At 43.8% G+C, this 23,185-nt stretch carries 25 protein-coding genes; 7 read left to right on the top strand and 18 right to left on the bottom strand.

Going from position 1 to position 23,185, the window contains the following annotated elements; translation table 11 throughout:
* Positions 1–2 precede the first annotated feature (2 nt).
* From IYQ92_RS05005 to IYQ92_RS04975, 7 genes are all read right to left on the bottom strand, one after another.
* Positions 3–281: a hypothetical protein gene (locus tag IYQ92_RS05005; protein ID WP_195675632.1), complete on the bottom strand. Its 279-nt coding sequence runs from the start codon at positions 279–281 to the stop codon at positions 3–5.
* Positions 233–442, bottom strand: coding sequence for a low temperature requirement protein A (locus IYQ92_RS05000; RefSeq protein WP_195675631.1), 210 nt, complete (start codon positions 440–442; stop codon positions 233–235). Before IYQ92_RS05000 ends, IYQ92_RS05005 begins: the two co-directional genes overlap by 49 nt.
* A 258-nt stretch (positions 443–700) precedes the next feature.
* On the bottom strand, positions 701–1,534 hold the full coding sequence (locus IYQ92_RS04995) for an NAD(P)H-hydrate dehydratase (RefSeq protein ID WP_195675630.1): 834 nt from the start codon (positions 1,532–1,534) through the stop codon (positions 701–703).
* Entirely contained in the window at positions 1,531–2,385 is an 855-nt protein-coding gene (locus IYQ92_RS04990; protein ID WP_195675629.1) for a bifunctional methylenetetrahydrofolate dehydrogenase/methenyltetrahydrofolate cyclohydrolase, read from the bottom strand. Before IYQ92_RS04990 ends, IYQ92_RS04995 begins: the two co-directional genes overlap by 4 nt.
* Before the next feature lie 318 nt (positions 2,386–2,703).
* A complete protein-coding gene (locus IYQ92_RS04985; RefSeq protein WP_195675628.1) occupies positions 2,704–2,850 on the bottom strand; it encodes a FeoB-associated Cys-rich membrane protein in 147 nt (48 codons plus the stop codon).
* Between the two features lie 3 nt (positions 2,851–2,853).
* Positions 2,854–5,007, bottom strand: coding sequence for a ferrous iron transport protein B (gene feoB / locus IYQ92_RS04980; protein WP_195675671.1), 2,154 nt, complete (start codon positions 5,005–5,007; stop codon positions 2,854–2,856).
* Positions 5,007–5,477 (bottom strand): ferrous iron transport protein A, encoded by a 471-nt coding sequence (locus tag IYQ92_RS04975; RefSeq protein ID WP_195675627.1) that lies wholly within the window; start codon positions 5,475–5,477, stop codon positions 5,007–5,009. The genes feoB and IYQ92_RS04975 overlap by 1 nt, the downstream gene beginning before the upstream one ends.
* A gap of 629 nt (positions 5,478–6,106) precedes the next feature.
* Here IYQ92_RS04975 and IYQ92_RS04970 point away from each other — a divergent pair.
* Both IYQ92_RS04970 and IYQ92_RS04965 read left to right on the top strand, forming a co-directional pair.
* Positions 6,107–6,367, top strand: coding sequence for a hypothetical protein (locus IYQ92_RS04970; RefSeq protein ID WP_195675626.1), 261 nt, complete (start codon positions 6,107–6,109; stop codon positions 6,365–6,367).
* Complete coding sequence (locus IYQ92_RS04965; RefSeq protein ID WP_324253062.1) at positions 6,321–6,785, top strand: DUF6261 family protein; 465 nt, start codon at positions 6,321–6,323, stop codon at positions 6,783–6,785. The genes IYQ92_RS04970 and IYQ92_RS04965 overlap by 47 nt, the downstream gene beginning before the upstream one ends.
* Before the next feature lie 56 nt (positions 6,786–6,841).
* Here IYQ92_RS04965 and IYQ92_RS04960 read toward each other — a convergent pair whose 3' ends face one another.
* The 4 genes from IYQ92_RS04960 to IYQ92_RS04945 all read right to left on the bottom strand — a co-directional run bounded on the left by IYQ92_RS04960 (position 6,842) and on the right by IYQ92_RS04945 (position 10,113).
* Complete coding sequence (locus tag IYQ92_RS04960; RefSeq protein WP_195675624.1) at positions 6,842–7,621, bottom strand: DUF4037 domain-containing protein; 780 nt, start codon at positions 7,619–7,621, stop codon at positions 6,842–6,844.
* A 79-nt stretch (positions 7,622–7,700) separates the two neighbouring features.
* On the bottom strand, positions 7,701–8,438 hold the full coding sequence (locus tag IYQ92_RS04955) for an ABC transporter permease (protein WP_195675623.1): 738 nt from the start codon (positions 8,436–8,438) through the stop codon (positions 7,701–7,703).
* A 1-nt stretch (position 8,439) separates the two neighbouring features.
* Complete coding sequence (locus tag IYQ92_RS04950) at positions 8,440–9,192, bottom strand: ABC transporter permease (protein WP_195675622.1); 753 nt, start codon at positions 9,190–9,192, stop codon at positions 8,440–8,442.
* A gap of 9 nt (positions 9,193–9,201) precedes the next feature.
* On the bottom strand, positions 9,202–10,113 hold the full coding sequence (locus IYQ92_RS04945) for an ABC transporter ATP-binding protein (protein ID WP_195675621.1): 912 nt from the start codon (positions 10,111–10,113) through the stop codon (positions 9,202–9,204).
* Between the two features lie 138 nt (positions 10,114–10,251).
* On the opposite strand from IYQ92_RS04945, the gene IYQ92_RS04940 reads away from it, so the two are divergent.
* Both IYQ92_RS04940 and IYQ92_RS04935 read left to right on the top strand, forming a co-directional pair.
* On the top strand, positions 10,252–10,941 hold the full coding sequence (locus IYQ92_RS04940; protein ID WP_195675620.1) for a response regulator transcription factor: 690 nt from the start codon (positions 10,252–10,254) through the stop codon (positions 10,939–10,941).
* On the top strand, positions 10,942–12,252 hold the full coding sequence (locus IYQ92_RS04935; RefSeq protein WP_195675619.1) for a sensor histidine kinase: 1,311 nt from the start codon (positions 10,942–10,944) through the stop codon (positions 12,250–12,252).
* Positions 12,253–12,376: 124 nt separating this feature from the next.
* Here the strand turns inward: IYQ92_RS04935 and IYQ92_RS04930 are convergent, their stop codons facing one another.
* From IYQ92_RS04930 to argF, 5 genes are all read right to left on the bottom strand, one after another.
* A complete protein-coding gene (locus IYQ92_RS04930) occupies positions 12,377–13,102 on the bottom strand; it encodes a YebC/PmpR family DNA-binding transcriptional regulator (protein ID WP_195675618.1) in 726 nt (241 codons plus the stop codon).
* 215 nt (positions 13,103–13,317) lie between these two features.
* On the bottom strand, positions 13,318–14,052 hold the full coding sequence (locus IYQ92_RS04925; protein WP_195675617.1) for an amino acid ABC transporter ATP-binding protein: 735 nt from the start codon (positions 14,050–14,052) through the stop codon (positions 13,318–13,320).
* A complete protein-coding gene (locus IYQ92_RS04920; RefSeq protein ID WP_195675616.1) occupies positions 14,052–14,738 on the bottom strand; it encodes an amino acid ABC transporter permease in 687 nt (228 codons plus the stop codon). Before IYQ92_RS04920 ends, IYQ92_RS04925 begins: the two co-directional genes overlap by 1 nt.
* A 121-nt stretch (positions 14,739–14,859) precedes the next feature.
* On the bottom strand, positions 14,860–15,090 hold the full coding sequence (locus tag IYQ92_RS04915; RefSeq protein WP_195675615.1) for a YkuJ family protein: 231 nt from the start codon (positions 15,088–15,090) through the stop codon (positions 14,860–14,862).
* Positions 15,091–15,192: 102 nt separating this feature from the next.
* Positions 15,193–16,182, bottom strand: a complete 990-nt coding sequence (gene argF, locus IYQ92_RS04910; RefSeq protein ID WP_420705747.1) for an ornithine carbamoyltransferase — start codon at positions 16,180–16,182, stop codon at positions 15,193–15,195.
* Between the two features lie 219 nt (positions 16,183–16,401).
* On the opposite strand from argF, the gene IYQ92_RS04905 reads away from it, so the two are divergent.
* Positions 16,402–18,729 carry an ATP-dependent Clp protease ATP-binding subunit gene (locus IYQ92_RS04905; protein ID WP_195675614.1) on the top strand — a complete coding sequence of 776 codons (2,328 nt, stop codon included), beginning with the start codon at positions 16,402–16,404 and terminating at the stop codon, positions 18,727–18,729.
* 31 nt (positions 18,730–18,760) lie between these two features.
* Here the strand turns inward: IYQ92_RS04905 and IYQ92_RS04900 are convergent, their stop codons facing one another.
* Complete coding sequence (locus IYQ92_RS04900; RefSeq protein ID WP_195675613.1) at positions 18,761–19,267, bottom strand: ECF transporter S component; 507 nt, start codon at positions 19,265–19,267, stop codon at positions 18,761–18,763.
* 157 nt (positions 19,268–19,424) lie between these two features.
* On the opposite strand from IYQ92_RS04900, the gene IYQ92_RS04895 reads away from it, so the two are divergent.
* Positions 19,425–19,871, top strand: coding sequence for an NUDIX hydrolase (locus tag IYQ92_RS04895; RefSeq protein ID WP_195675612.1), 447 nt, complete (start codon positions 19,425–19,427; stop codon positions 19,869–19,871).
* Between the two features lie 61 nt (positions 19,872–19,932).
* Positions 19,933–20,235, top strand: a complete 303-nt coding sequence (locus IYQ92_RS04890; protein WP_195675611.1) for a DUF1827 family protein — start codon at positions 19,933–19,935, stop codon at positions 20,233–20,235.
* Positions 20,236–20,325: 90 nt separating this feature from the next.
* Here the strand turns inward: IYQ92_RS04890 and ileS are convergent, their stop codons facing one another.
* Positions 20,326–23,124 (bottom strand): isoleucine--tRNA ligase, encoded by a 2,799-nt coding sequence (gene ileS / locus IYQ92_RS04885; RefSeq protein WP_195675610.1) that lies wholly within the window; start codon positions 23,122–23,124, stop codon positions 20,326–20,328.
* Positions 23,125–23,185 lie beyond the last annotated feature (61 nt).

Here is a 23,185-nt window from a genome sequence, read left to right as displayed (position 1 = left end):
TGTCAGAACTGCAAAAGCCAGAGCCGATAAGGATAGAGACAAATATTAGTCTTAATATCCTCATGCATGCCTACTTTACGCCCCCGCAGATAATACTGTAAAACAATCAGCAGATAAGCGACAATCAGGAGCCCGTTGTAATGAAGCACATCTGTAACTGAATAAGCAATCTTGCTGATAATCTGAGCAAAATTTCCCACAATATACATGGCTGGAATGTTGATGTAAATATCTAAATGATCCCGCTCACCAAATTTATTGAGATAAAAAGTCTGCTGCATCCAAATACTGAGAGCAAGCTGTTGACGATGAAAACCACAACCGCACTGGGATTGTCTACCACATGATGAAGCGTTGATGTCAGCCGCGAAATGGCCAAGACAAAAACCAAATCATAAAAAAGCTCGTAGTTGGACACGCGCTTTGCAATTACTTTTGCCATAAGTCCTCCGAAACTATAATCTTCTTAAGATTATAGAAAAGAAGATGGAGGTTGGCAAATAAAGGAAATCAGGACGGTGTTAAAGCTTTTGATAACCTGCCGTAGATTTGACAATGCCTGTCCGCTGGGCGGTGGGGCATGCTGGTTTGCGACAGATGCTCCGCCCGGCGGACACCTTGGAAAAAGTCCCCTCCTCCCCCAACAACAGAAGACCCGAGCAGAGAACACTCTCCGCTCGGGTTGCTTTTTCTATTAAACTTAACTTTCACTCAGCGCCTTCATCCACCTCGGAAGCTCCGCACTAATTGCTGTCGGCAGGACCACATAAGCATGGGCGCTCAGCTCCTCTGCAATAGCTGAGTGGACATAGACTGCTGCTGCAACCACTTCATACGAGCTGCCAAACTGGGCGACAAAGCCCGCGATGGATCCTGCTAGCGTATCGCCCATGCCACCTGTCGCTTGGTAGGGACCGCCGACGGTCAGCCCCCCGACTCGGTCGCGCGTGATGACCTTGGTAGCGTCGGACTTAGCTACCAAGACCGTCTCTTTTGGAAAATGGTCTAGCGCTTCTTGACTAGCCTCTGCTGTCTGGTCACTAATCACTAAACCAGACACGCGTTCCCACTCCTTTTGGTGGGGGGTCAAGATGACCTTATCCGTTGGCCAGTTGATAATCTCTTTCTCAGCCAGCAAGGTCAAAGCAGAGCCGTCAATAATCAAGGTCTGCTCAAAAGATACATTTGCCAGAACTAAATCTAGAGTTTCCTGTGCTAGACTATCTTCTGCCAGACCGGGACCGATTAAGATGATGCTAGCAGCTCTTATCTGCTCAGTCAAGCGCTCTGTCTCGTTCATGGCGAAAGCCATAGCTTCCGGTAGATGAGCATGCAAGGCTGTGATGTTATCTTTGTGCGTAGCCACCATGGTCAAACCAGCTCCGCTATTGACACAAGCAAGGGCAGCCATGATAATAGCGCCACCGTAGGGGTAGTTGCCACCAATCAAGAGGGTGCGTCCGAAAGTGCCTTTGTGGCTCTTTTGAGGTCGTGGACGGACCACTTGACGGGCAAGTTCGCGGTCAATAATCATGCGTGCACACTTCTAAGGACAGCTTGGTAGGTCTGCTCAAGAAGCATGGTGATGGTCATAGGACCAACGCCACCAGGAACGGGCGTGATGAGGCTAGCGACCTCCGACACCTCATCAAACTTAACATCACCTATCAGCTTGCCGTTGTCGTCGCGGTTCATGCCAACATCGATAACCACCGCACCCTCCTTGACGAAGTCCTTGGTCACAAAATGTCCCTGACCAATCGCCACGATGAGGATATCCGCTTGACTAGCCACTTTTGCCAAATGGTGCGTGCGTGAGTGGGTCAGCGTCACCGTCGCATTCTTGTCTAGAAGTAGCTGAGCCATGGGCTTGCCAACGATATTTGAGCGCCCGATAATGACCGCATTTTTCCCTTCAATGTCTACGTCATATTCGCGCAGAAGCGCCATAATCCCTGCCGGTGTACAAGGTACCATGACTGGACGACCAGACCACAAGTGCCCAGTATTCATAGGGTGGAATCCGTCCACGTCTTTATGTGGCGCAATAGCCATGACGATTTTCTTTTCGTTAATATGGCTAGGAAGGGGCAGTTGCACTAGAATCCCATGCACGGTCGGGTCTTGATTGAGCCCTTCAATGATTTCAAGCAGCTCTTCTTCACTAACATATTCTGGTAAACGGATAGTATCGCTCTTAAAACCAACTTTTACGGCCGAACGTTCCTTGTTGCGGACATAAACTTGGCTGGCAGGATTATTCCCAACTAAGATAACAGTCAAGCCCGGCACAATCCCGTACTTGTCCCTCATCACTGTCACTTTCTCCGCCAGCTCCGCCTGCATTTTCTGCGCTAGCGCCTTTCCATCAATAAGTATCGCCATATAATAATCTCCTTGTTATCGTTTTCTTCATTATACCATAAAGAGGTGAGTCTCCCCACCTCCTTTTTTCTATTTATAATTTATAATAAAACTAGTTTTTAGGATATTTTCTTAGGTAGTGCGGACGCAAGCAGCTTCCTAACGGAATCTCATTGCTAATTTTTGAGCCTAATGTCTCAAAAATCCCGTTATCAGTGACACTTTCATTGTCACTGATAATACCACTACGGCGAAAATATCGGTTTGGGCTCACTTCGTTCGCTCTTATCCTTGATAAACATTTTTGTTTCTGAAACGGACGAAGTTAATTTTTGATTTTTACTTAGTAGTATGTGCTTGATTCATTTGGTCTTTGACTGGGCATGAACAGTCGCAATCGCCGCATGAGCCTTTTTGTTTAACATAGTGACGGATAGATAGGGCGACAGCGCCAGCAATGATGAGGGCAATAATAATGGTAGACATAAGTTATCCTTTCTGTGCTTGTGCAAGGGTTTCAAGACTGATGATGTCATCTTCTTGGTGTTTTGGTTTGCGGACAATCATGTAAATCATAGCGATGACTAGAACACCTGCAACAGCAGTCCACATAGTCATTGGTTTGCCGTAAAGGACAACCAAGCCAAACTGATACATGACAAGACTAACCACATAAGCAAGACCTGTTTGGAAGCCGATAGCAGCCCAAGTCCAACTAAGGTCACCCATTTCACGCTTGATAGCTCCCATAGCCGCAAAACATGGGGCGCAAAGGAGGTTGAAAGTCATGAAGCTGTAAGCAGCAAGGGATGTATAGTCTGCTTGGAGACTAGCCCAAAGTGCTTTACTTGTTTCACTAGCGTCAGCGGTGTGGTAGAGAATACCAAAGGTCGCCACAACAGTTTCCTTAGCTGCAAGTCCAGTAATGGCTGCGACAGTCGCCTTCCAGTTCCCGAAACCTAGCGGTGTGAAAATCCAAGCCAAACCACGGCCGAGGGTAGCTAGGATAGATTGTTCCGTTGAGACAGCTTGCAAGGTGAAGCTGTAAGATGACATGAACCAAATGAGGACAGTCAAGCTGAAGATGATGGTTCCTGCGCGTTTGACGAAGCTCATTCCTTTCCCAAAGGCATAGCGGAGCACGGCAGTCCATTTAGGGAGGTGATAGCTTGGGAGTTCCATGATGAAGGGACTGGTATAACCACCCAGCATTTTAGTTTTCTTAAGGGCAATCCCTGAGAGAACGATGGCTCCAAAACCAAGGAAGTAGGTGCTTGGCGCTACCCAAGGGGTGTGTGGGAAGAAGGCACCTGCAATCAAAGCAATGATAGACAACTTAGCCGAACATGGCATGAAGGTGGTTGTCATAATGGTGATACGGCGGTCACGTTCATTTTCAATGGTACGGCTGGACATGATACCAGGAACCCCACAACCAGTTGAAATCAACATGGGAATGAAGGATTTTCCTGATAAACCGAAACGTCTAAAGATACGGTCCATGACAAAGGCGATACGACTCATGTAACCAATGTCTTCCAGAATACCGAGACAGATGAAGAGGACGATAATCTGTGGCAAGAAACCAAGCACAGTCCCGACACCAGCAATAATCCCGTCAACAATCAAGGATTGCAACCAGCTGGCAACGTGCAGACTTTCAAGCCCAGCATTTGCCCAATCAGGAATGTATTTTCCAAAGAGGACGTCGTTAATCCAGTCTGTCCCCATAGTCCCCACGGTTTGGATAGAGAGGTAATAAACCAAGTACATGACAAGGACGAAGATTGGAAGGGCAAGGAAACGGTTGGTGACCACGCGGTCAATCTTGTCTGATAGATTGAGTTTGAAATCGTCAGACTGACTTTGTGCCAACTGGCAGACACGCTCGATGAAGGCATAGCGTTGGTTGATGACGATTGACTCAGCATCTTCGGTGAAGATTTCTTCGGTAATCTTGACGATTTCCTTGATTTCTTTTTCTTGGAAGGTTGATAGATTGACACTATCCCAAACTAGCTTGTCACCTTCAAATAACTTGATGGCGTAGAAACGACGTGAACGTTCAGGCACGCTGTCGCCTAGCACTTCCATCATCTGAGCTAGCGCAGCTTCAAATTGGTCATCATAGGTTGGGAAAAGGACATTGTCCACATCAGCCTTAGTAGTCTGAGAGGCTTTTTTGATGACCTTATCCACACCAGTGTTTTGCAAAGCACTGATAGAGATGACAGGTGTTCCCAGTTGGTAAGCCAATTTTTCTTCATTGATAGACTTGCCTTGGCTGGTTAGAAGGTCTGTCATGTTGAGGGCAACCGTCACAGGGATACCAGTCTCAATCAGCTGAGTCGTTAGGTAAAGGTTGCGCTCTAGGTTGGTGGCATCCACCACATTCAAGATGCTGTCGGCGTGGTTGCTAAGCAGATAATCACGTGCCACCTTCTCCTCAGGACTGTAAGGGGACATAGAGTAAATTCCAGGTAAGTCTTGCACGGTCACATCATTGAGATTCTTGACGCTACCACTCTTACGCTCAACCGTCACCCCAGGCCAGTTACCGACCCGCTGACTAGACCCTGTCAAAAGGTTGAAAAGAGTTGTTTTCCCCGAATTGGGGTTCCCGATAAGGGCAATCTCTGTCATCACGCTTCCTCCTTCACTTTAGCTACGCTAATCAGCTGCGCTTCAGACTTACGAAGGCTAAGCTCGTAGCCCCGCAAACTGATTTCCATTGGGTCACCGAGCGGTGCCACCTTACGCAAATAAATCTTGGTATGGCGAGTTAGCCCCATATCCATGAGACGACGTTTGGCTTCGCCCTCGGCAAAAATACCATCCACATAGGCAAAGTCACCAACCGCTAGTTCAGACAAGGGAAGAGTTTCTAACGCTTCCTCGACAGGCTTAACCGTCAGCTTAGACAAAATAGAATCGTCAAAAGCAAGACGCGACGCCTTAACCATCAAAATGGCACTGGTCTTGGTTTTAGAAATGATTTGAAAACGTGTCCCCACCTTCAAACCTAGATTAGACAAATGCCTGAGACTCTCCTCAGGCAAATCTATTGATAGAATCTCGTAAGACTTATCGAGACTCAATTCACTTGTAAGCAAATTTCTTGACCTCCTTATCGAAATGTGTTAAGAAACACCTCTAGTATATCAAAAAGAAAGGAGCATTGCTAGACAATTGTTAGAAAATTTAGATAGAAGCCAGCATTTTTTTAGATTTTCTCATCAAATGAGGAAGTTTTTACTCATCACCGGCCTACTTTAACCCTATTTTTTAAGCTAAAAAGGGCTAGTCAATTGAGGATAAAAAGGAGGAATTTTGGGGATATTGAGGATAAAAAATACTGGACAGCTACCGTTTTAAACCTTGTTTTATCAAGTTTTCTTTGATGTTTTCATTTTTCTAGTCCTCTCTTTTTAAAGGAAGTCTTGGAGGCAGAAATATTTCCCCTTTCCAGTCACACGCTTGACCAGCAAGTTCAAACCAAATCTTAATAAGAATCATTCTTATTTATTAAAAAAACAAGGAATGCGGATAATCTTTTTTAGGTTATAATAAAGGTCATTCTTTTCTTTAGCTGGTTTGTTAGGTGATGAGCTGGCTTCTTTTAGTAAGTGAGCGACTTAGCAGGTTGACAGAGGCGAGAGGTGATCGGGGAAACTGACAACACTTGAGACAGTTTCCTGCAAGCTTGCGACAAGATGAATTTGGGTAACTTATCGCACAATTCTTGACTGACTTTGATAGTAGCCAAGTGGAGATTGAAGATGACTTGCTCACTACCCTAGTCGGTGACTTGCGCAAGCAATTAGCCCTCTATCACAAGACCAAAGAGACCGTAGTTATCATTAACTCAGCTGATGACATTGCCTCAGCCAATGAGCACCGTGACCATGACTTAAGCGCTCTGCTATCTTCCATAACTCCCTTCGCCACTAGTCGCTATCAGGAGGAAAAGGAAAGCTTACACCCTCCTCAAACCACTCTTTGACGCTTACCGTAATACTGCTAGAGCCAACTACGAAAGCGAAACAGCTGAAATCAATCACCTGCTCAAACAAACTGAGGATGAAACCATCAGCTCTGCTATTGAGAGTCTGGGATTGACTCGCTTCATCAAGCGCCTCAAGGCAAGCCAAGAGACTTTCGTCAAGCTCTATAATGAGTGCTCAACCGTCAAGACCAAACAAACAGTCTATGACCAAAAGACCATCCGCAAGGAATTGATGGCTATCTATCAAGACCTCATCGAACTTGTCGGCATCTACCAACGCCGCAAGACAAGCACAGACTACCGCCCACTCATCAAAGTCATCAACAACAGCCGCAAAACCTACGCTGACCTCATCGCCCGCCGAAAAGGGGTGGCTAAGGAAGCAAGTACGGCTACTGCTGTTAAAGACGCTTAGCTTAATAGATTAAAACACCGATAGCCAGGGACTTATCGGTGTTTTTAGGCTTTTATCTAGTTATTGCTTGTCACTAACTCACGCGCACCCGCCACTAGGTCTTCCACAATAGCTGTATTCTGCTCATCAAAAAGATGGTCAAATAGGGCAGTCAGATTGCTTTCGAAATCTTTTGGTAGGTGTGGACAGGTCTTCTTGGCGTAGGTCAACATGCGCTTTTCGCCAGGGTGAGTTTGCTCATTAAAAGCGAAAATCAGGTCAAAGTAGGAAGCCAGAAATTCAGCCACCCGATGATTGAGCGCTACCCAATCGCCACGCTCCAAAGCCTTCTTGATTTGGCGAGGATAAGCTGGCATCTTGGTTTCCAGCAGTTGCAGCTGGCGAGTGACGATATTATCTTTGAGCTCTTTTGGAAATGGCAGAGCTAAATCCTTTTGCAGCTCAGCATAGCGTCCCTTGCGGTCAAAGATAATCTTGCTGTGGAGCAGATTGTGCCACATAGCTGTCGTGTAGCTATTGTGAGCCTGATGTTCCAAGACCACCGCTTCCACTTCCCCACGAAAATCATCCAAATTACGGTAGATAAACTCAATCTCAATGCCATTCTTGAGCACGCCGTCATCTTCCAACTCCCAGAACTGATTGCTATACTCCATGTAAGAACAATACTTATCCAACACCGCTTGACGCTTGTCCACCGCCAAAGGCCCAGTCAGATAAACATAAACATCGTAGTCTGACTGCTCATCAAAGAACTCGCCAGCTCGCGAACCACCCAGAGCGATAGCTTCCACTTCATCATAACGGGCTAATTCTTCAACTAATTGATTAAACATAGGATTTCCCTCTACTTCTCACCAACTTAAAAGTGCTTAGGTTACTCTTATATTATAGCACTTTTACCTCGTTGAATAGCTAGCGCAGCTGTCTTTTCAAGTATTTTCTTTGAAGAAAGACTGATAAAAGGACGATAAGAGCTGAATAAACAATGAAGCGCAGCCACATGGTCATAGGTAGAGCAAGATGAACGGATTCCATTTGGTTCATGAGACTAGCTAATTTTGATGAAGCTAGGACGTAGCCCAGCTCTGGAACTACATTTTGCGCTGTCAGGATAAAACCGCCGAGACCAAGGAGCATAGAGAGAGCAACTGGCGGAGCGAAGCTTTTGACAACTAGAGAAAGGTAAGACTGAATGGCTATCAAGGCTAGGGAGAAAAGGCTAGCAGCCAAGGCCCAGAAAATCAACTCCAAAGGATAAGCCATAGTGAAATGGAAAAAGAATCCACTCAGAGAATATAGAACCAAAAAATATGCCTGAGACAGCATGACCAAGCCAAAGGCAACAATCATTTTTGCCCAGATGATTTGTCTTAATGAATAGGCTGAGGTCAAGAGCAGCTTAATGGTATTGTGCTTGTACTCACTGTACCAGACATAAGCACAGACAATCCCAATCATACAAGGAAAGAAAAAACTGCCATAAAAGAGATAAACCTGTGTCCAGAGACTGAGCCACTGGCTCTTGAGCACTTCTTGATTGCCAGCAAAGTTGATACTGCCGTAGAGGACAGACAAAAGGGGTAAAATCATCAGTGGCAACCATAATCTTGCCCGTCGTAATTTTAAACATTCAATTTTTAATAAGGTCATCTTAATCTCCAATCTTCACACGCTTACCAAGTTGATAAAGAACCAGCGCCACAATGAGGGAAGCTATCAAGGGAAAATAGTTAAAAGCAGTCACATGATAAACAAAGGTATCCCCCACACGCTCGGGCTCGGTTGCCATGAGAAGGGCATACCAGCTGTAAGGCACCACATACATAACTGCCTTGGAGATAAAAATCAGAATGATACTGACCAAGGAAGCCAGAACAGCAACCGACAAGGAAATAAGCTGATTAGCCCAACGAAGCGACAAGAGATAGTGAATGAGCATAATGACCGCTGAAATCCCCAAAATGGACAAGCCATACAAGACCAGACGCCCTATTGGTAGACTGACAGTGTAGCCCCGCCATTTGACTAAAGCAAGCGTAAGCAGCCACTCCAAAACCTGCATGACCAGATAAGCACTATAGATATAGAAGAACTTTACAGCATAAATGGACTTGTAATCAACACCACTGCTGGTCAAAACCTTCCACATTTGGTGACGATTTTCCACTTGAACGGATAAACTAACCAGACTAGCCAGAATGATAGGTTGGACAATAATCTTAAACATGGCAGCAGCATCAAATATCTGGTAGAACTTGCCAATATTCGTCAAATCAGCCGCGCTCTTGGCATTAAATATCTGAATACAAGAGAAAAAAATAGACATAGCGAGAGCCACAAACAAGAGCCTGAAAACGGGCAGACCTCGGTATTTCTTGGTCTCAATCTTAAATAACTTCAGCATGACAACCTCCTACAAAACATCGCTGGCCGTAAAGTCAATAAAGAGCTCTTCCAAGGACTTGTTGACCTCAAAGATACGGTAAACGGCTATGTCAGCTAGCACTAAGCGCTTCACCAAATCAGCTACCACATCATCAGGATAATTTGACAGCATCAAGCCCTGCTCCGTCACTTGAACACGACTAGCATCCAGCTTCAAAAGCGCAAGCGCCTTGTCATCAGCTGACGTCTTAAGACAGATTTGACCACTGTGCTGACTCTTGAACTGACGAATAGTTCCTTGGTAGAGCAATTTGCCTTTACCAATAATCCCAATCTGGGTCACCATTTTCTCAATTTCATCCAGCGCATGAGAAGAAATCATGACTGTCGTCTGAAACTTCTCAGGCAAGCTACGAATGAGCTTGCGGATTTCTTCACGCGCCTGCGGGTCAAGCCCATTTGTCGGCTCATCCAGCACAATCAACTTAGGTCGTCCCATGATGGCCATGGCAATCCCTAAACGCTGTTTCATGCCAAGCGAGTAATGCTTGACGCGCTTATTTTGATGGTCAGTCAAGCGGACAATGGCTAGCGCCTCTGTCACATCCTGGTCAGTCAGACCTTTCAGCTCCTTGAGAATCTGCATATTTTCAAGACCCGTCAGATTATCATAGTAGGCTGGCTCCTCAATCAAGGAACCAATTTGCTTCAAAATACCGATACGATTTGCCTCAGACATGGCGACACCTGCCACCGTAACCTGACCAGAGCTGGGCTCAAGCAAACCACAAATCATCTTCATAATGGTTGACTTGCCCGCACCGTTGGGACCGATAAGTCCATAAATCTCGCCTTGCTCTAAGCGCAAGTCACTCAAATCTACCGCTACTTGCTTGCCGAAAACTTTCTTGACATCTTTTAATTCAATCATTGTAGCCATCTCGCTACCTCCTTACACTACCAGTATAGCCGCCCCACCTTACGCCTCCTTGCTGCCTTCCTTAATTCCTCCTTAATTTTTAGGGAAATGGCAGAGTTGCTAAGACGATTATGCTATACTAGGGTTGAGGTGACGGATATGAATGTAAAAGATAGAAAACTTTTGATTTTAGATGATAATCCAGATATTTTAGAGCTAGTGACGGAAAGCCTGTCCATTGCTGGCTTTAGTCAGCTGACAACTGCTAGCAGTAAGCAAGAAGCCTTGGATTTACTGGCTCAAGAAAGGTTTGACTTGGCTATTTTAGATATTATGCTACCAGATGGTACTGGCTTTGAGGTGCTGAGAGAGATTCGCAAGACCTCTGACATGCCAGCTCTCTTTCTCTCAGCCGTCTCTGACATTGAAAAACAGTATCAGGGATTCGAACTAGGAGCCGATGACTATATCGTCAAGCCCTTCCGCCCTAAAGAACTAGAATTACGGCTCTTGTCCATTCTAAAGCGCAGCTATCCCCAGCAAAATGAGCTGGTCACACTTAGTGCCTGTCAAATTGACTTTGAGCGCGCAGCTATTCTCAAAGATGGTCAAGAAATTCCACTAACTGCCAAGGAGTTTAGCCTACTTAGGGCGCTTTATGAGCATAAAAATAAGATTGTCACTTTTGACAATCTGCTGGCGACGGTATGGGGCGACAGCTATCAGGGCTACGAGAACACGCTCATGGCTCATATCCACAAGGTGCGGCAGAAGATTGAGAACAATCCTTCTAAGCCCGTCCACCTCATTACCATTAAGGGGCTGGGCTACCAGTTGAGGGTGGACTAGATGAAGACCTTCAACTATTTTTCAAGAACCCTGCGGATGTATTTCCTAAGCCTACTTCTGGTCTTTAGTGTCGCTGTCTGCCTGCTTATTTTTGGCCTTTATAGCACCATCAATCAGTCCTACTACAAGGACAAACTACCAACAGATGTCGCACGAAATCTTGTCATAAAAGATGAGCTCCAGCTGACAGCGGATAACAGAAAGCTGTTGGACAAGGTCAAGGTCTGGCTCATGTTGCTGGATGACAAGGGAGAGGTGGAACAATCCTATCGCCTACCTAGTAAGTTGAAGCGCACCTATTCTCTAGTAGACATTGCTCGTTCCTCCCGCTGGTATCTGGATGATTATCCTATTTTTACTTATGCGGTCGGCCAAAAACTGTTAATCTTGGGCTATCCCAAGGACAGCTATGCTAAGCTTCCCAGCAACTACTTTCTCATTCAAAACTTCTACCGCTTGCTTCGTCTGGTACTTTGGATTGGACTGACACTCCTACTTCTGATTTTCTTGATTTTCCTTCGTTCTCAATGGAAGTTGCGAAAAGAATTCAAGCCCATCACCCAAGCGCTGGCTGATCTGTCTGATAACAAGCCTGTCCTGCTAGATGAAAAGGGCAATCTGTCCGAAATCAAGTCTGCCCTTAATCAGACGTCGCAACTGCTCATTGAAAACAAGGACATGCGCAGCCACTGGATTCGTGGCATCAGCCATGACCTGCGCAATCCCTTAACTCTAATCTTGGGCTACACCAATCAGCTGGAAAGCCTGCAAGGCAGCAACAAACAAACCCAGCAGATTGAAGTCAACATCCACAAGATGGAGCACATCATTGCCAACCTCAACATGAGTTATCTGCTGGAAAGTCAGGAAATTGCACAAGAAATGACCAGTTTTGACCTCAATAGTCTACTTCGCCAAATCATCGCAGATTTCTACAACAATTATCCTGACCTCAAGTTAGGCTTTGACCTACCTACCCAAGCCACTCCAGTCATGGGAAACAAAAGTCTGTTAACCCGTGCTATTAGCAACATTATCCTCAACAGCCTGACCCACAATCACAATGACAGTCCTAACTTGACCGTCAAGCTCAGTCAAACTGATGGACATGCCTTACTATCATTAGCCGACGATGGCAAAATCAATGCAGAAACCATCGCAGAACTCAATCAAAAGTCCCGCAACTACGACACCCACGGCATGGGTACCCTCATCAGCAAGCAAATCGCTGAATTGCATCATGGGAAGATTCAATTCAGCGATAATCAGCCTGGGCTGCTCGTTAGGATTGAGTTGCCTCTCTCAAATTAAAATGAAAACCGTGGTAAAAGGACCATTCTGTTTGGGAGTGACCAAAACCACAGTCAAATAACTAAAAAACAAGATCCACCAACTCGTGAATCTTGTTTTTGATTATCATCAATTTAGGCAAAGACTAGCCTTCCGCATTGGTAAAGACATCCTGCACATCGTCGTCATCTTCCAACTTGTCTACCAAGTTGTCCAATTTTTCCATTTGTTCATCAGTGAGGGCAACGTAGTTTTGTGGAATCATGCTGAGTTTGGCTTCGGCAAAAGTCAAATCTTGTGACGAAAGAGCTTCTTTGATAGCTGGGAAATCTTTGGGGGCTGTGATAATTTCAAAGATATCCTCAGACGTTTTTAAATCTTCAGCGCCAGCTTCTAAAATGGCTTCAAACATAGCATCTTCGTCCAAATCAAGCCCCTCGCGCTCAACGACAAGGTAGCCCTTGCGGTCAAACATGTAGGCAACCGAACCAGATGAGCCCATATTTCCGCCATTACGGCTGAAAATGGTGTGAATATGAGCGTCTGTACGATTTTTATTGTCTGTCAGCGTGTGCACCAAAATAGCCACACCACCAGGACCATAGCCCTCGTAAGTAATCTCGTCGTAGTTAGTCGTGTCGTCCACATCCGTCGCCTTCTTGATAGCACGATTGATGTTATCCTTAGGCATGTTGGCCGCACGCGCCTTGTCCAGCACCAAGCGAAGCGCCGCATTCATACTAGGGTCGCCACCACCATTTTTCGCCGCCATAAAAATCTCACGCGACAGCTTATTGAAAACCGCACCACGCTTAGCATCCGCGTCACCCTTCTTGTTCTTAATCTTACTCCATTTATTATGTCCAGACATAGCTGAGCCCCCTTCTGATTTCTTGCCTCCATTATAGCATAATCTTAGATTACAACGGGCTTATACCAAGTAAAAATCAATAACTAAACTCGTTTCACAAAAAATCACCATCACAGACCAGAGCGAACGAAGTGAGCACAAAACGATATTTTCGCCAAAATAATTTTTATAAAAAACAAACAAAAAAAGTCGAACCGCAGTCCGACCTTTACATCTTATAGAACTTTCCCAAGGAAATCTTTGGTACGTGCTTCTTTGGTATGCTCGAAGACTTCTTCTGGTGTGCCTTCTTCGACAATGTAGCCGCCATCCATGAAGATGACGCGGTCTGCTACTTCACGGGCAAAGCCCATTTCGTGAGTGACGATTGCCATGGTCATCCCTGACTTGGCTAGGTCTTGCATAACGTTAAGCACTTCCCCAACCATTTCTGGGTCAAGGGCTGATGTTGGTTCGTCAAAGAGAAGAACATCTGGGTCCATAGCAAGCCCACGCGCAATGGCAATACGCTGTTGCTGACCACCTGATAGACTTTGTGGGTAAGCGTCAGCCTTTTCTTTCAAACCAACCTTTTCAAGCAGGTCGTAAGCCTTGCTTTCTGCTTCTGCTTTTGATACTTTCTTGGTTTTGATTGGTGACAAGGTAATGTTATCAAGAACCGTCATATTTGAGAAGAGGTTGAATTGTTGGAAAACCATTCCCATTTTTTCACGCATCTTGAAGATGTCATTTTTCTTGTCTGTGATGTCCACACCTTCAAACTTAACCACACCTTTGGTTGGCACTTCAAGAAGGTTCATGGTGCGAAGGAAAGTTGACTTACCAGAACCTGATGGTCCGATAATAACAACCACTTCACCTTTTTTAATATCAAGGTCAATGCCTTTCAAGACTTCGTTTTTACCGAAATATTTGTGAAGTCCCTTGATTGAAATAATGTTTTCAGCCATTAGTTCTTCGTTCCTTTCCCTAGTTTATTTTCCATGAGTTTAAGCAAGCCTGACAAGACGGTTGTCACCATCAAATAGTAGAAGGCCGCAAACAAGAGCGGTGATACGGGTTGGTAAGTCGACGTTACGACTGACTGAGCACCGTTCCACAATTCCATAACCCCGATGGTTTGCAAGAGTGAGCTATCTTTGATGATAGTGATAAATTCATTCCCAAGCGCAGGCAAGATATTTTTGAAAGCCTGTGGCAAAATGACATAACGAAGAGTGTTTATCGGACGGATACCAAGTGAGTAAGCCGCTTCCACTTGTCCTTTTGGCACAGCTTCGATACCGGCACGGACGATTTCAGAAATATAAGCACCGCTATTTAGCGAAATAATGATAACCCCTGGAAGCAAACGAGAAAAGTCAAGGTCCAAGACACCAAAACCAATGGTTGGCATGTTATTAAAATGCATCCAAGCAAAGGCAATCATAATCTGAACAACCATGGGTGTCCCACGGAAAACCCAGACATAAAAGTTAGCCAGCCAAGTCAAAATTTTGATATCAGTGCGTTTAATTAAAGCGATTAAAACCCCAATGATGGTCCCAAAGAGAACCACACAAGCGGAAATCATGATAGTTACCAGCACACCATAGTTAAAGTATGACCAGTAAGACGATAAAAATGAAAAGTCCATTGATTACTCCTAATAAAGATAAATTCTCTTATAGTTTAACATATTCTGAATAAACATACAACTTTTTTGCATATTTTTATAAATAAATAAGAGCTAGGACAACCCAGCTCTTACTTTCATTTTAGTACAACAAGTCGTAGATTTCCATTGCAATCAAGTCAATGCTGTCAAATGAGTAAGACTCACGCGCTTCAACATCACGCAATGTAAATACCGGACCGTTTTCAGGGTCATTGCTGAAAGAAACTTCTGCAACAACAACACCATCACGTTCAAAATTACGTTTAAGATTACCACCATCAGTCGCCATCAATTCAAGGCGGTTGATGATTCTCACCAAATGTGATTCCATATTTTATATTCTCCTATTTGCTTTCTAGTCTTTACTATTTTAACACAAAAAGGACAAATCTCACAAGCAAAGTTGGATAATTAGCGCTTTTTTCTCAAATTATTAAAGCGGATTCAAGCTTTGATACATAATTGCTTTGATGGAATGCATACGATTTTCAGCCTCTTGGAAAATGGTAGAACTGTACTTCTGAAAAACTTCATCCGTGATTTCCAATTCAGCCAAACCGTATTTATCATAAATTTCCTGACCAATTTGCGTGTTGAGGTCATGAAAGGCTGGCAGGCAGTGCATAACTGTCACATCAGGATTTCCCGTTTTTTCAACCAGCGCAGCATTGATTTGATAAGGCAAAAGCAGGTCGATACGCTCCTTGAAGTCCACCTCTTCGCCCATAGACACCCAGACATCCGTGTAGAGCACATTCGCCCCAGCGACCGCCTCGATATCATCCGTAATGGTCAAGTTAGCACTATTATTGTGGGAATGGGCTAGCGCTACTATCTCATCTTCTGGCTGCAAGCTGGCTGGAGCGATGATTGCCACATCAACACCCAAGATGGCTCCCGTCACCAAGAGCGAGTTGGCCATATTGTTACGACCATCACCGACATAAGCAAGTTTCAATCCCTCTAAAGAGCCGAAATGCTCTTTCATGGTCATGAAATCCGCAACCATCTGAGTTGGGTGCCATGTATCCGTCAAGCCATTCCAGACTGGAACTCCAGAATAGGTTGCCAAATCCTCCACATCAGATTGCTTGAAGCCACGGTATTCAATCCCATCAAACATAGAACCCAGAACCTTAGCCGTATCGATAACCGACTCCTTCTTGCCCAGCTGAATATCACCAGCGCCAAGGTAGGTCACATTCATGCCCAAATCCTGACCCGCAACCGTAAAAGCCGAACGCGTTCTGGTAGAAGTCTTCTCAAAAATCAAGGCAATATTAAGCCCGTCCAAATATTTATGCGGAATTCTATTTTTCTTCAAGTCTTTAAATTGCAACGCTGAATCAATCAAGCCCTCCAATTCCGATTTTGTAAAGTCAATTTCCTTTAAAAATGATTTACTTGTCATCTCTCTTACCATCCATTTTATAAATATAAAGATATTTTAGAATATTTATACACAAAAGTCAACATAATTCTGAATAATTTTATAAAAATTCACTTAGCACTCTTGCGCTAATAGTGCTAAAAAATCAAACTTTTTACTTGATTTCTAGGGACTGGGTGCTATAATAAGACTATAAAGTTTGACCAAATTTGACTATCTTACTAGGTCAACGATTGTAGAAAGGGGTAGCTTATGCTCTGTCAAAATTGTAATCTAAATGAATCAACGATTCATCTCTATACAAATGTGAACGGCAAACAACAACAAGTTGACCTTTGCCAGAACTGCTATCAAATTATTAAAACTGATCCAAATAACGCCTTCTTTGCAGGCTTAAATAATCCAAAACCATCTTCATCTCAAGGAAATAGCGGTGCTTCAAACAGCATCAATCCATTCTTTGATGATTTCTTTGGAGACCTCAACAACTTCCGTGCCTTCGGAGGTCAAGACCTTCCAAACACACCACCAACACAAGCTGGTGGTAACCGTGGTGGTGGCAATGGTAACCAAGGCGGAAATGGCAATAATGGTGGCAACCGTCGTCCAAATTCAGGACCTCAGCAACAACAGCCTCAAGGATTGCTTGAAGAATTTGGTATCAACGTGACCGATATTGCCCGACGTGGCGACATCGATCCAGTCATCGGTCGCGATGCTGAAATCATCCGTGTTATCGAAATTCTCAACCGCCGTACTAAAAATAACCCAGTCCTCATCGGAGAACCCGGTGTCGGTAAAACCGCTGTTGTTGAAGGTTTAGCTCAGAAAATCGTTGACGGCAACGTTCCTCAAAAACTGCAAGGCAAACAAGTTATCCGCCTAGATGTTGTCAGTCTCGTTCAGGGCACTGGTATCCGCGGTCAATTTGAAGAACGCATGCAAAAGCTCATGGAAGAAATCTGCAACCGCAAGGATGTCATTCTCTTCATCGATGAAATTCATGAAATTGTCGGTGCTGGCTCTACAGGTGACGGCAACATGGATGCGGGTAACATTCTCAAACCCGCTCTTGCTCGCGGTGAATTGCAACTGGTCGGTGCGACAACGCTTAATGAATACCGTATTATTGAAAAAGATGCTGCGCTAGAACGTCGTATGCAACCCGTCAAGGTAGATGAACCTTCAGTTGAAGAAACCATTACCATCCTCAAAGGCATTCAAAAGAAATACGAAGACTATCATCATGTCAAATATTCCGACGATGCCATCGAATCAGCTGCGGTACTATCAAATCGTTACATTCAAGACCGCTTCTTGCCAGACAAGGCCATTGACTTGCTTGACGAAGCTGGTTCTAAGATGAACTTGACGCTCAACTTCATTGACCCTAAGGAAATCGACCAACGTTTGATTGACGCTGAAAATTTCAAAGCGCAAGCCACTCGTGAAGAAGATTATGAACGCGCAGCTTATTTCCGCGACCAAATCGCTAAACTCAAAGAAATGCAAAATCAAAAGGTTGATGAGCAAGACACGCCTATCATCACTGAAAAAACGATTGAGCACATCATTGAAGAAAAGACTAACATCCCAGTTGGTGACCTTAAAGCTAAGGAACAGTCACAATTGATTAATCTGTCCGATGATTTGAAAAAACATGTCATTGGTCAAGATGAGGCCGTAGACAAGATTGCTAAGGCCATCCGCCGTAACCGTGTTGGACTTGGTACGCCAAACCGCCCAATCGGAAGCTTCCTCTTTGTCGGTCCTACTGGTGTTGGTAAGACTGAATTGTCTAAGCAATTGGCGATTGAGCTCTTCGGCTCTGCTGACAGCATGATTCGTTTCGATATGTCTGAATACATGGAAAAACACAGCGTGGCTAAATTGGTCGGTGCCCCTCCAGGTTATGTCGGCTACGAAGAAGCTGGTCAACTGACTGAAAAAGTGCGTCGCAATCCTTATTCTCTCATCCTGCTTGATGAGGTTGAAAAGGCTCACCCAGACGTTATGCACATGTTCTTGCAAGTCTTGGACGATGGCCGTTTGACAGATGGTCAAGGTCGCACCGTCAGTTTCAAGGATACCATCATTATCATGACTTCAAATGCTGGTACTGGTAAGGTTGAAGCCTCTGTTGGTTTCGGTGCTGCTCGCGAAGGTCGTACTAATTCTGTTCTCGGTCAACTCGGTGACTTCTTCAGCCCAGAATTCATGAACCGTTTTGACGGTATCATCGAATTCAAGTCATTAGACAAGGATAATCTCCTCCACATCGTTGACCTTATGCTGGATGATGTCAATGATCGCTTGGCTCACAATGATATTCACCTTGATGTTACTGATAAAGTTAAAGAAAAATTAGTTGACTTGGGCTACGATCCTAAGATGGGTGCCCGTCCACTCCGTCGTACCATTCAAGATAACATTGAAGATGCCATCACAGACTTCTACCTTGAAAATCCAACTGAAAAAGAGCTCAAGGCTGTTATGACAAGCAATGGCAAGATTGTCATCAAGTCTGCTAAAAAAGCTGAGAAGGTTGAAGAAACCTCAGACGCTAAAACTGAAGATTAACAAATAAGAGTTAGACAAAATCGTCTAACTCTTATTTTAATGCTTTCATTATCATTTTCGTCAAAGGGGTTCGATAGTAGAGAAATATAGCTAGCGCTGCTCCCACAAAAAAAGCAATAATATCAAATGGCAATTTTAAGCTAGCATAGCTTGGCGTTGCGTAAAGATAAGAACGACCGATAAAATAACCAACAATATCCATAATCCCTCCAACGACAAAAGCCAATGAAATTTGAGCGAAACTAACCCTTTCCCTTTTACCAAGCCCAATCAAACTCGCCATGACAAAAGTCTGAATCGAATGCGTTACTAAAGTCACAAACATAGGAGCTGGGTAAAAGAAAAGATCTCCTAAAAATGACCCCACACCCGCAATAACCACCGCTTCCCAAGGCTCAAAGTAAAGGCAAACCAAGAAAATCAATACCGTATTAAAGTAAAAATGTCCCCCAGGAACTGGTACGGAAAACATACTTGAACTTAAAATAATCATCAGGACCATGAAGAAAGCCCCGACTGTTAAGCGTTTTGTTGACATAAAACTCCCCCTCTTCCTATGTAAATTTATTCTAGCACCTTTTGAAAAAAACTCAAGTCATTCCTAATTTTTCAAAAAATTTCCATGATTTATAGAGCAATCTCTATCAGATTTTAGTATAATAAAGGAAATGACTACTAAGAAAAGGAGCTCTGCTATGAACAATCCAACTTTCGGAACTAAAAAAGAAGGGGTTGATTACACCGCACGCTACGGTGTCTATGCCGTTATTCCAAACGAAACTAAGGATCAGATTATCCTGGTTCAAGCGCCAAATAGCGCCTGGTTCTTGCCTGGTGGCGAAATTGAAGCTGGCGAGGACCATTTGAAAGCTCTTAGCCGTGAGTTGATTGAGGAATTGGGATTTACCGCAGAGATTGGCAAATATTACGGACAGGCTGACGAATACTTTTATTCAAGTCATCGGGACACTTACTTTTACAACCCTGCCTATATTTACGAAGTGACTCACTTCACTTCTGTCGGTGCACCGCTAGAAGATTTCAACCATCTAGCATGGTTTCCGATTGAAGAGGCTAAAGCCAATTTAAAACGCGGCAGCCATAAATGGGGAATTGAGGCCTGGCAAAAAAATCATCAATAAGCTTCCTCTTTGTCCTAAAATAGTGATATAATAATAGCAAGAAAGCCTTAGGAGGTAACCGATGAGACTTATCAATACAACAAGTAGTCATCCCGAATTAGTTCGTAATCAACTTCGTAATACCGATGCTCAACTAGTTGAAGTTTATTCTGCGGGAAATACTGACGTGATTTTCACACAAGCGCCCAAACACTATGAACTCTTGATTTCCAACAAATATCGCGCTATCAAAGATGATGAAATTGAAACCATCCGCGAATTTTTCCTCAAGCGTAAAATTGACAAATCAATTGTTCAACTCGACCAACTCAGAACATTACACACTGCTAAGTTGATTGAAATTTCATTTCCAACAACTGTTTAATACTTCAGAGCCATTAAGGCTCTTTTTAATTTCAATTTTTTGGCTAAACAAAAACAATCGGAGAACCAGGTTCCTCGATTGTTTTTCATATTATTTAGCTTTAACTTCAAATCCTTCAGCAACTACTTGAGCAAAGTTAGCTTCAACGATTTGGGCACAATGATCACAAATTGTAGCATTATAGGAACGTTCTTTTGTTGTTTCATCCACACGACGGCAACGCTCACAAACCTCACCATGAGCGTGTTCGACAGTGAAAGCTACGTCTTCAAATTTAACAGCATCAGCTGGCGCTGATTCATCAGTAACCGTCAAACCTGAAACAATCAAAAGTTGAGCCACATCACTATCAAGGGCAGTCAACAATGTTTTCACTTCTTGACTAGCATAGATTGTCAAATGAGCTTCCAATGATTTACCAATGACTTTGGCATTACGCGCTTCTTCCAAGGCTTTTTGAGCTTGTGTACGAAGAGTCATGAAGGCTTCCCATTCTTCAAGGATGGCTTCTTGGTCCGCAAAGTTTTCCTCCTCTGGCATTTCTGACAACTGAACAAATTCTTCTGCTTCAAATTCAAGGTATGACCAGATTTCTTCTGCTGTGTGAGGCAAGATTGGTGTCAATAATTTAGTGATTTTCACCAAGATGTCGTAAAAAACAGTTTGCATTTGACGGCGAACCAAGCTATCTGTTGCTTCGATGTAAACAACATCCTTGGCAAAATCAAGATAGAAGGCTGACAAATCAACTGTGATGAAGTTAACAACTGATTTATAGATAGCCATGAAGTCATAGTTTTCGTAGGCTTCTTTGATTGTGGCTACCAATTTGTTGAACTTGATTGTCATGTATTTATCAACTGCACGCAAGTTTTCGTAAGCAACTGCATCTGTATTTGGATTGAAATCTGCTGTATTGGCAATCAAGAAACGAAGTGTGTTACGGATTTTACGGTAAGTTTCTGATGTTTGTTTCAAAATATCCATTGAGATACGAACATCGTTGCTAGAATCAACGCTAGTTACCCAAAGACGCAAGATTTCTGCACCAAATTGTTTTTCAACATCGCTTGGAAGGATTGTGTTTCCAAGTGATTTAGACATTTTTTCACCCTTACCATCAAGAACGAAGCCTTGTGACAAGACTGATTTGTATGGTGCATGACCGTTAACCGCAACTGATGTGATGAGTGATGAGTTGAACCAACCACGGTATTGGTCAGACCCTTCAAGATAAAGGTCAGCTGGATAGTTCAAATGTTCACGAGCATTCATAACACCGTTCCATGATGAACCAGAGTCAAACCAAACATCCATGATGTCAGTTTCTTTTGTGAATTCACCATTTGGAGAACCTGGGTGAGTGAAACCTTCAGGAAGTAAATCTTTAGCTTCACGCTGCCACCAAACGATTGAACCATGTTCTGCAAATAAATCAGCAACGTGGTCTGTCACTTCTTTAGTCATAATAGCTGTGCCATCTTCAGCGTAGAAGATTGGAAGGGGAACACCCCAAGCACGTTGACGAGAGATAACCCAGTCACCACGGTCACGAATCATGTTATAAAGACGTTTTTGTCCCCAAGCTGGCTTGAAGCTTGTTTTTTCAATTTCATCAAGAATATCTTGACGGAATTTTGAAACGGAAGCAAACCATTGTGGCACGGCACGCCAGATGATAGGTTTTTTAGTACGCCAGTCAAATGGGTATGAGTGATTGATAACTTCGCTAGCAAGCAAAAGGTCACCCAATTTTTCTTGAACAAGTGGTGTTACTTTATCATAGAATTGACCTTCGAAGTCAGCGCCAGCATTTTCCATCATCAACCCACGTTCATTGACCGTAACAACAACGTCAACACCGTATTTAACACCGACATTGTAGTCGTCCTCACCAAAACCAGGAGCCGTATGGACGATACCAGTACCTGAATCAAGAGTAACGTGATCGCCAAGAATGACAAGTTCTTCAATTTCAGCGTCCCAAGGGTGTTCAGTTGTAATCATCTCAAGTTCAGCACCTTTATGGCGAGCAAGAACTTCAGGAGATTCCCAGCCAAATTTTTCAGCTAAGCTGTCAAGAAGTCCTTCAGCAACCACATATTTACGGTCTTGACCAGCAGGTTTAACAACCACATAATCCATATCAGCACCCATAGTCAAGGCACGGGAAGCTGTGATAGTAAATGGTGTAGTCGTCCAAACAACGATGTAAGTGTCTGTATCAAGGACGCCCTTACCATCTTTAACTTTATTTCCGTAATAAAGTGATGTTGAATCAATATCGTGGTACTCAATTTCCGCTTCAGCAAGAGCAGATTCTGATGACCATGACCAGTAGACTGGTTTGGCACCACGATAGATGTAACCCTTATCAGCCATGGCACCAAATACACGAACTTGATCAGCCTCGTATTGAGGTTTCAAAGTGATGTATGGATTTTCCCAATCAGCAGAAACACCAAGGCGTTTGAAGTCTGCACGCTGTTTATCAACTTGGCTAAGAGCGTAATCACGACACATCTCAAGGTAGTCAACCAAGTCCATTTCTTTACGTTTGACACCTTGTTTAGCCAAAACTTGTTCAATTGGAAGTCCGTGTGTATCCCAACCTGGAACGTAAGGAGCACGGAAACCAGACATTGATTTTGAACGAACAATAATATCTTTTGAGATTTTATTCATGGCGTGACCAACGTGAATATTTCCGTTGGCATATGGAGGGCCATCGTGCAATTGGAAGGAAGGTTTACCTTCGTTTAACTGTTGACGTTTGTTGTAAAGATCTGCCTCCTCCCATGCTGCTTGCCATTGAGGTTCCTTGGTTGGAAGACCAGCACGCATTGGAAAAGCTGTTTTCCCTAGATTTAGGGTGTCTTTTAATTTCATCTTTGCTCCTTTAATAATTAAAATATATCTTATCACTTCTACTGCTTCAGCAGAGAGATAG

Origin of the sequence: Streptococcus sp. HF-1907 (assembly GCF_015594605.1) — a bacterium.
Lineage (GTDB): Bacteria > Bacillota > Bacilli > Lactobacillales > Streptococcaceae > Streptococcus.
The sequence above is the reverse complement of the archived record's forward strand: the minus strand, read 5'-3'. Positions and strand labels throughout refer to the sequence as shown.

Bases quoted from the DNA above. Each gene is read 5' to 3' on its own strand.
- IYQ92_RS05005 (WP_195675632.1), bottom strand. From the start codon at position 281: ATGCAGCAGACTTTTTATCTCAATAAATTTGGTGAGCGGGATCATTTA.
- IYQ92_RS05000 (WP_195675631.1), bottom strand. From the start codon at position 442: ATGGCAAAAGTAATTGCAAAGCGCGTGTCCAACTACGAGCTTTTTTAT.
- IYQ92_RS04995 (WP_195675630.1), bottom strand. From the start codon at position 1,534: ATGATTATTGACCGCGAACTTGCCCGTCAAGTGGTCCGTCCACGACCT.
- IYQ92_RS04990 (WP_195675629.1), bottom strand. From the start codon at position 2,385: ATGGCGATACTTATTGATGGAAAGGCGCTAGCGCAGAAAATGCAGGCG.
- IYQ92_RS04985 (WP_195675628.1), bottom strand. From the start codon at position 2,850: ATGTCTACCATTATTATTGCCCTCATCATTGCTGGCGCTGTCGCCCTA.
- feoB (WP_195675671.1), bottom strand. From the start codon at position 5,007: ATGACAGAGATTGCCCTTATCGGGAACCCCAATTCGGGGAAAACAACT.
- IYQ92_RS04960 (WP_195675624.1), bottom strand. From the start codon at position 7,621: ATGTTTAATCAATTAGTTGAAGAATTAGCCCGTTATGATGAAGTGGAA.
- IYQ92_RS04955 (WP_195675623.1), bottom strand. From the start codon at position 8,438: ATGACCTTATTAAAAATTGAATGTTTAAAATTACGACGGGCAAGATTA.
- IYQ92_RS04950 (WP_195675622.1), bottom strand. From the start codon at position 9,192: ATGCTGAAGTTATTTAAGATTGAGACCAAGAAATACCGAGGTCTGCCC.
- IYQ92_RS04945 (WP_195675621.1), bottom strand. From the start codon at position 10,113: ATGGCTACAATGATTGAATTAAAAGATGTCAAGAAAGTTTTCGGCAAG.
- IYQ92_RS04940 (WP_195675620.1), top strand. From the start codon at position 10,252: ATGAATGTAAAAGATAGAAAACTTTTGATTTTAGATGATAATCCAGAT.
- IYQ92_RS04935 (WP_195675619.1), top strand. From the start codon at position 10,942: ATGAAGACCTTCAACTATTTTTCAAGAACCCTGCGGATGTATTTCCTA.
- IYQ92_RS04930 (WP_195675618.1), bottom strand. From the start codon at position 13,102: ATGTCTGGACATAATAAATGGAGTAAGATTAAGAACAAGAAGGGTGAC.
- IYQ92_RS04925 (WP_195675617.1), bottom strand. From the start codon at position 14,052: ATGGCTGAAAACATTATTTCAATCAAGGGACTTCACAAATATTTCGGT.
- IYQ92_RS04920 (WP_195675616.1), bottom strand. From the start codon at position 14,738: ATGGACTTTTCATTTTTATCGTCTTACTGGTCATACTTTAACTATGGT.
- IYQ92_RS04915 (WP_195675615.1), bottom strand. From the start codon at position 15,090: ATGGAATCACATTTGGTGAGAATCATCAACCGCCTTGAATTGATGGCG.
- argF (WP_420705747.1), bottom strand. From the start codon at position 16,182: ATGGTAAGAGAGATGACAAGTAAATCATTTTTAAAGGAAATTGACTTT.
- IYQ92_RS04905 (WP_195675614.1), top strand. From the start codon at position 16,402: ATGCTCTGTCAAAATTGTAATCTAAATGAATCAACGATTCATCTCTAT.
- IYQ92_RS04900 (WP_195675613.1), bottom strand. From the start codon at position 19,267: ATGTCAACAAAACGCTTAACAGTCGGGGCTTTCTTCATGGTCCTGATG.
- IYQ92_RS04895 (WP_195675612.1), top strand. From the start codon at position 19,425: ATGAACAATCCAACTTTCGGAACTAAAAAAGAAGGGGTTGATTACACC.
- IYQ92_RS04890 (WP_195675611.1), top strand. From the start codon at position 19,933: ATGAGACTTATCAATACAACAAGTAGTCATCCCGAATTAGTTCGTAAT.
- ileS (WP_195675610.1), bottom strand. From the start codon at position 23,124: ATGAAATTAAAAGACACCCTAAATCTAGGGAAAACAGCTTTTCCAATG.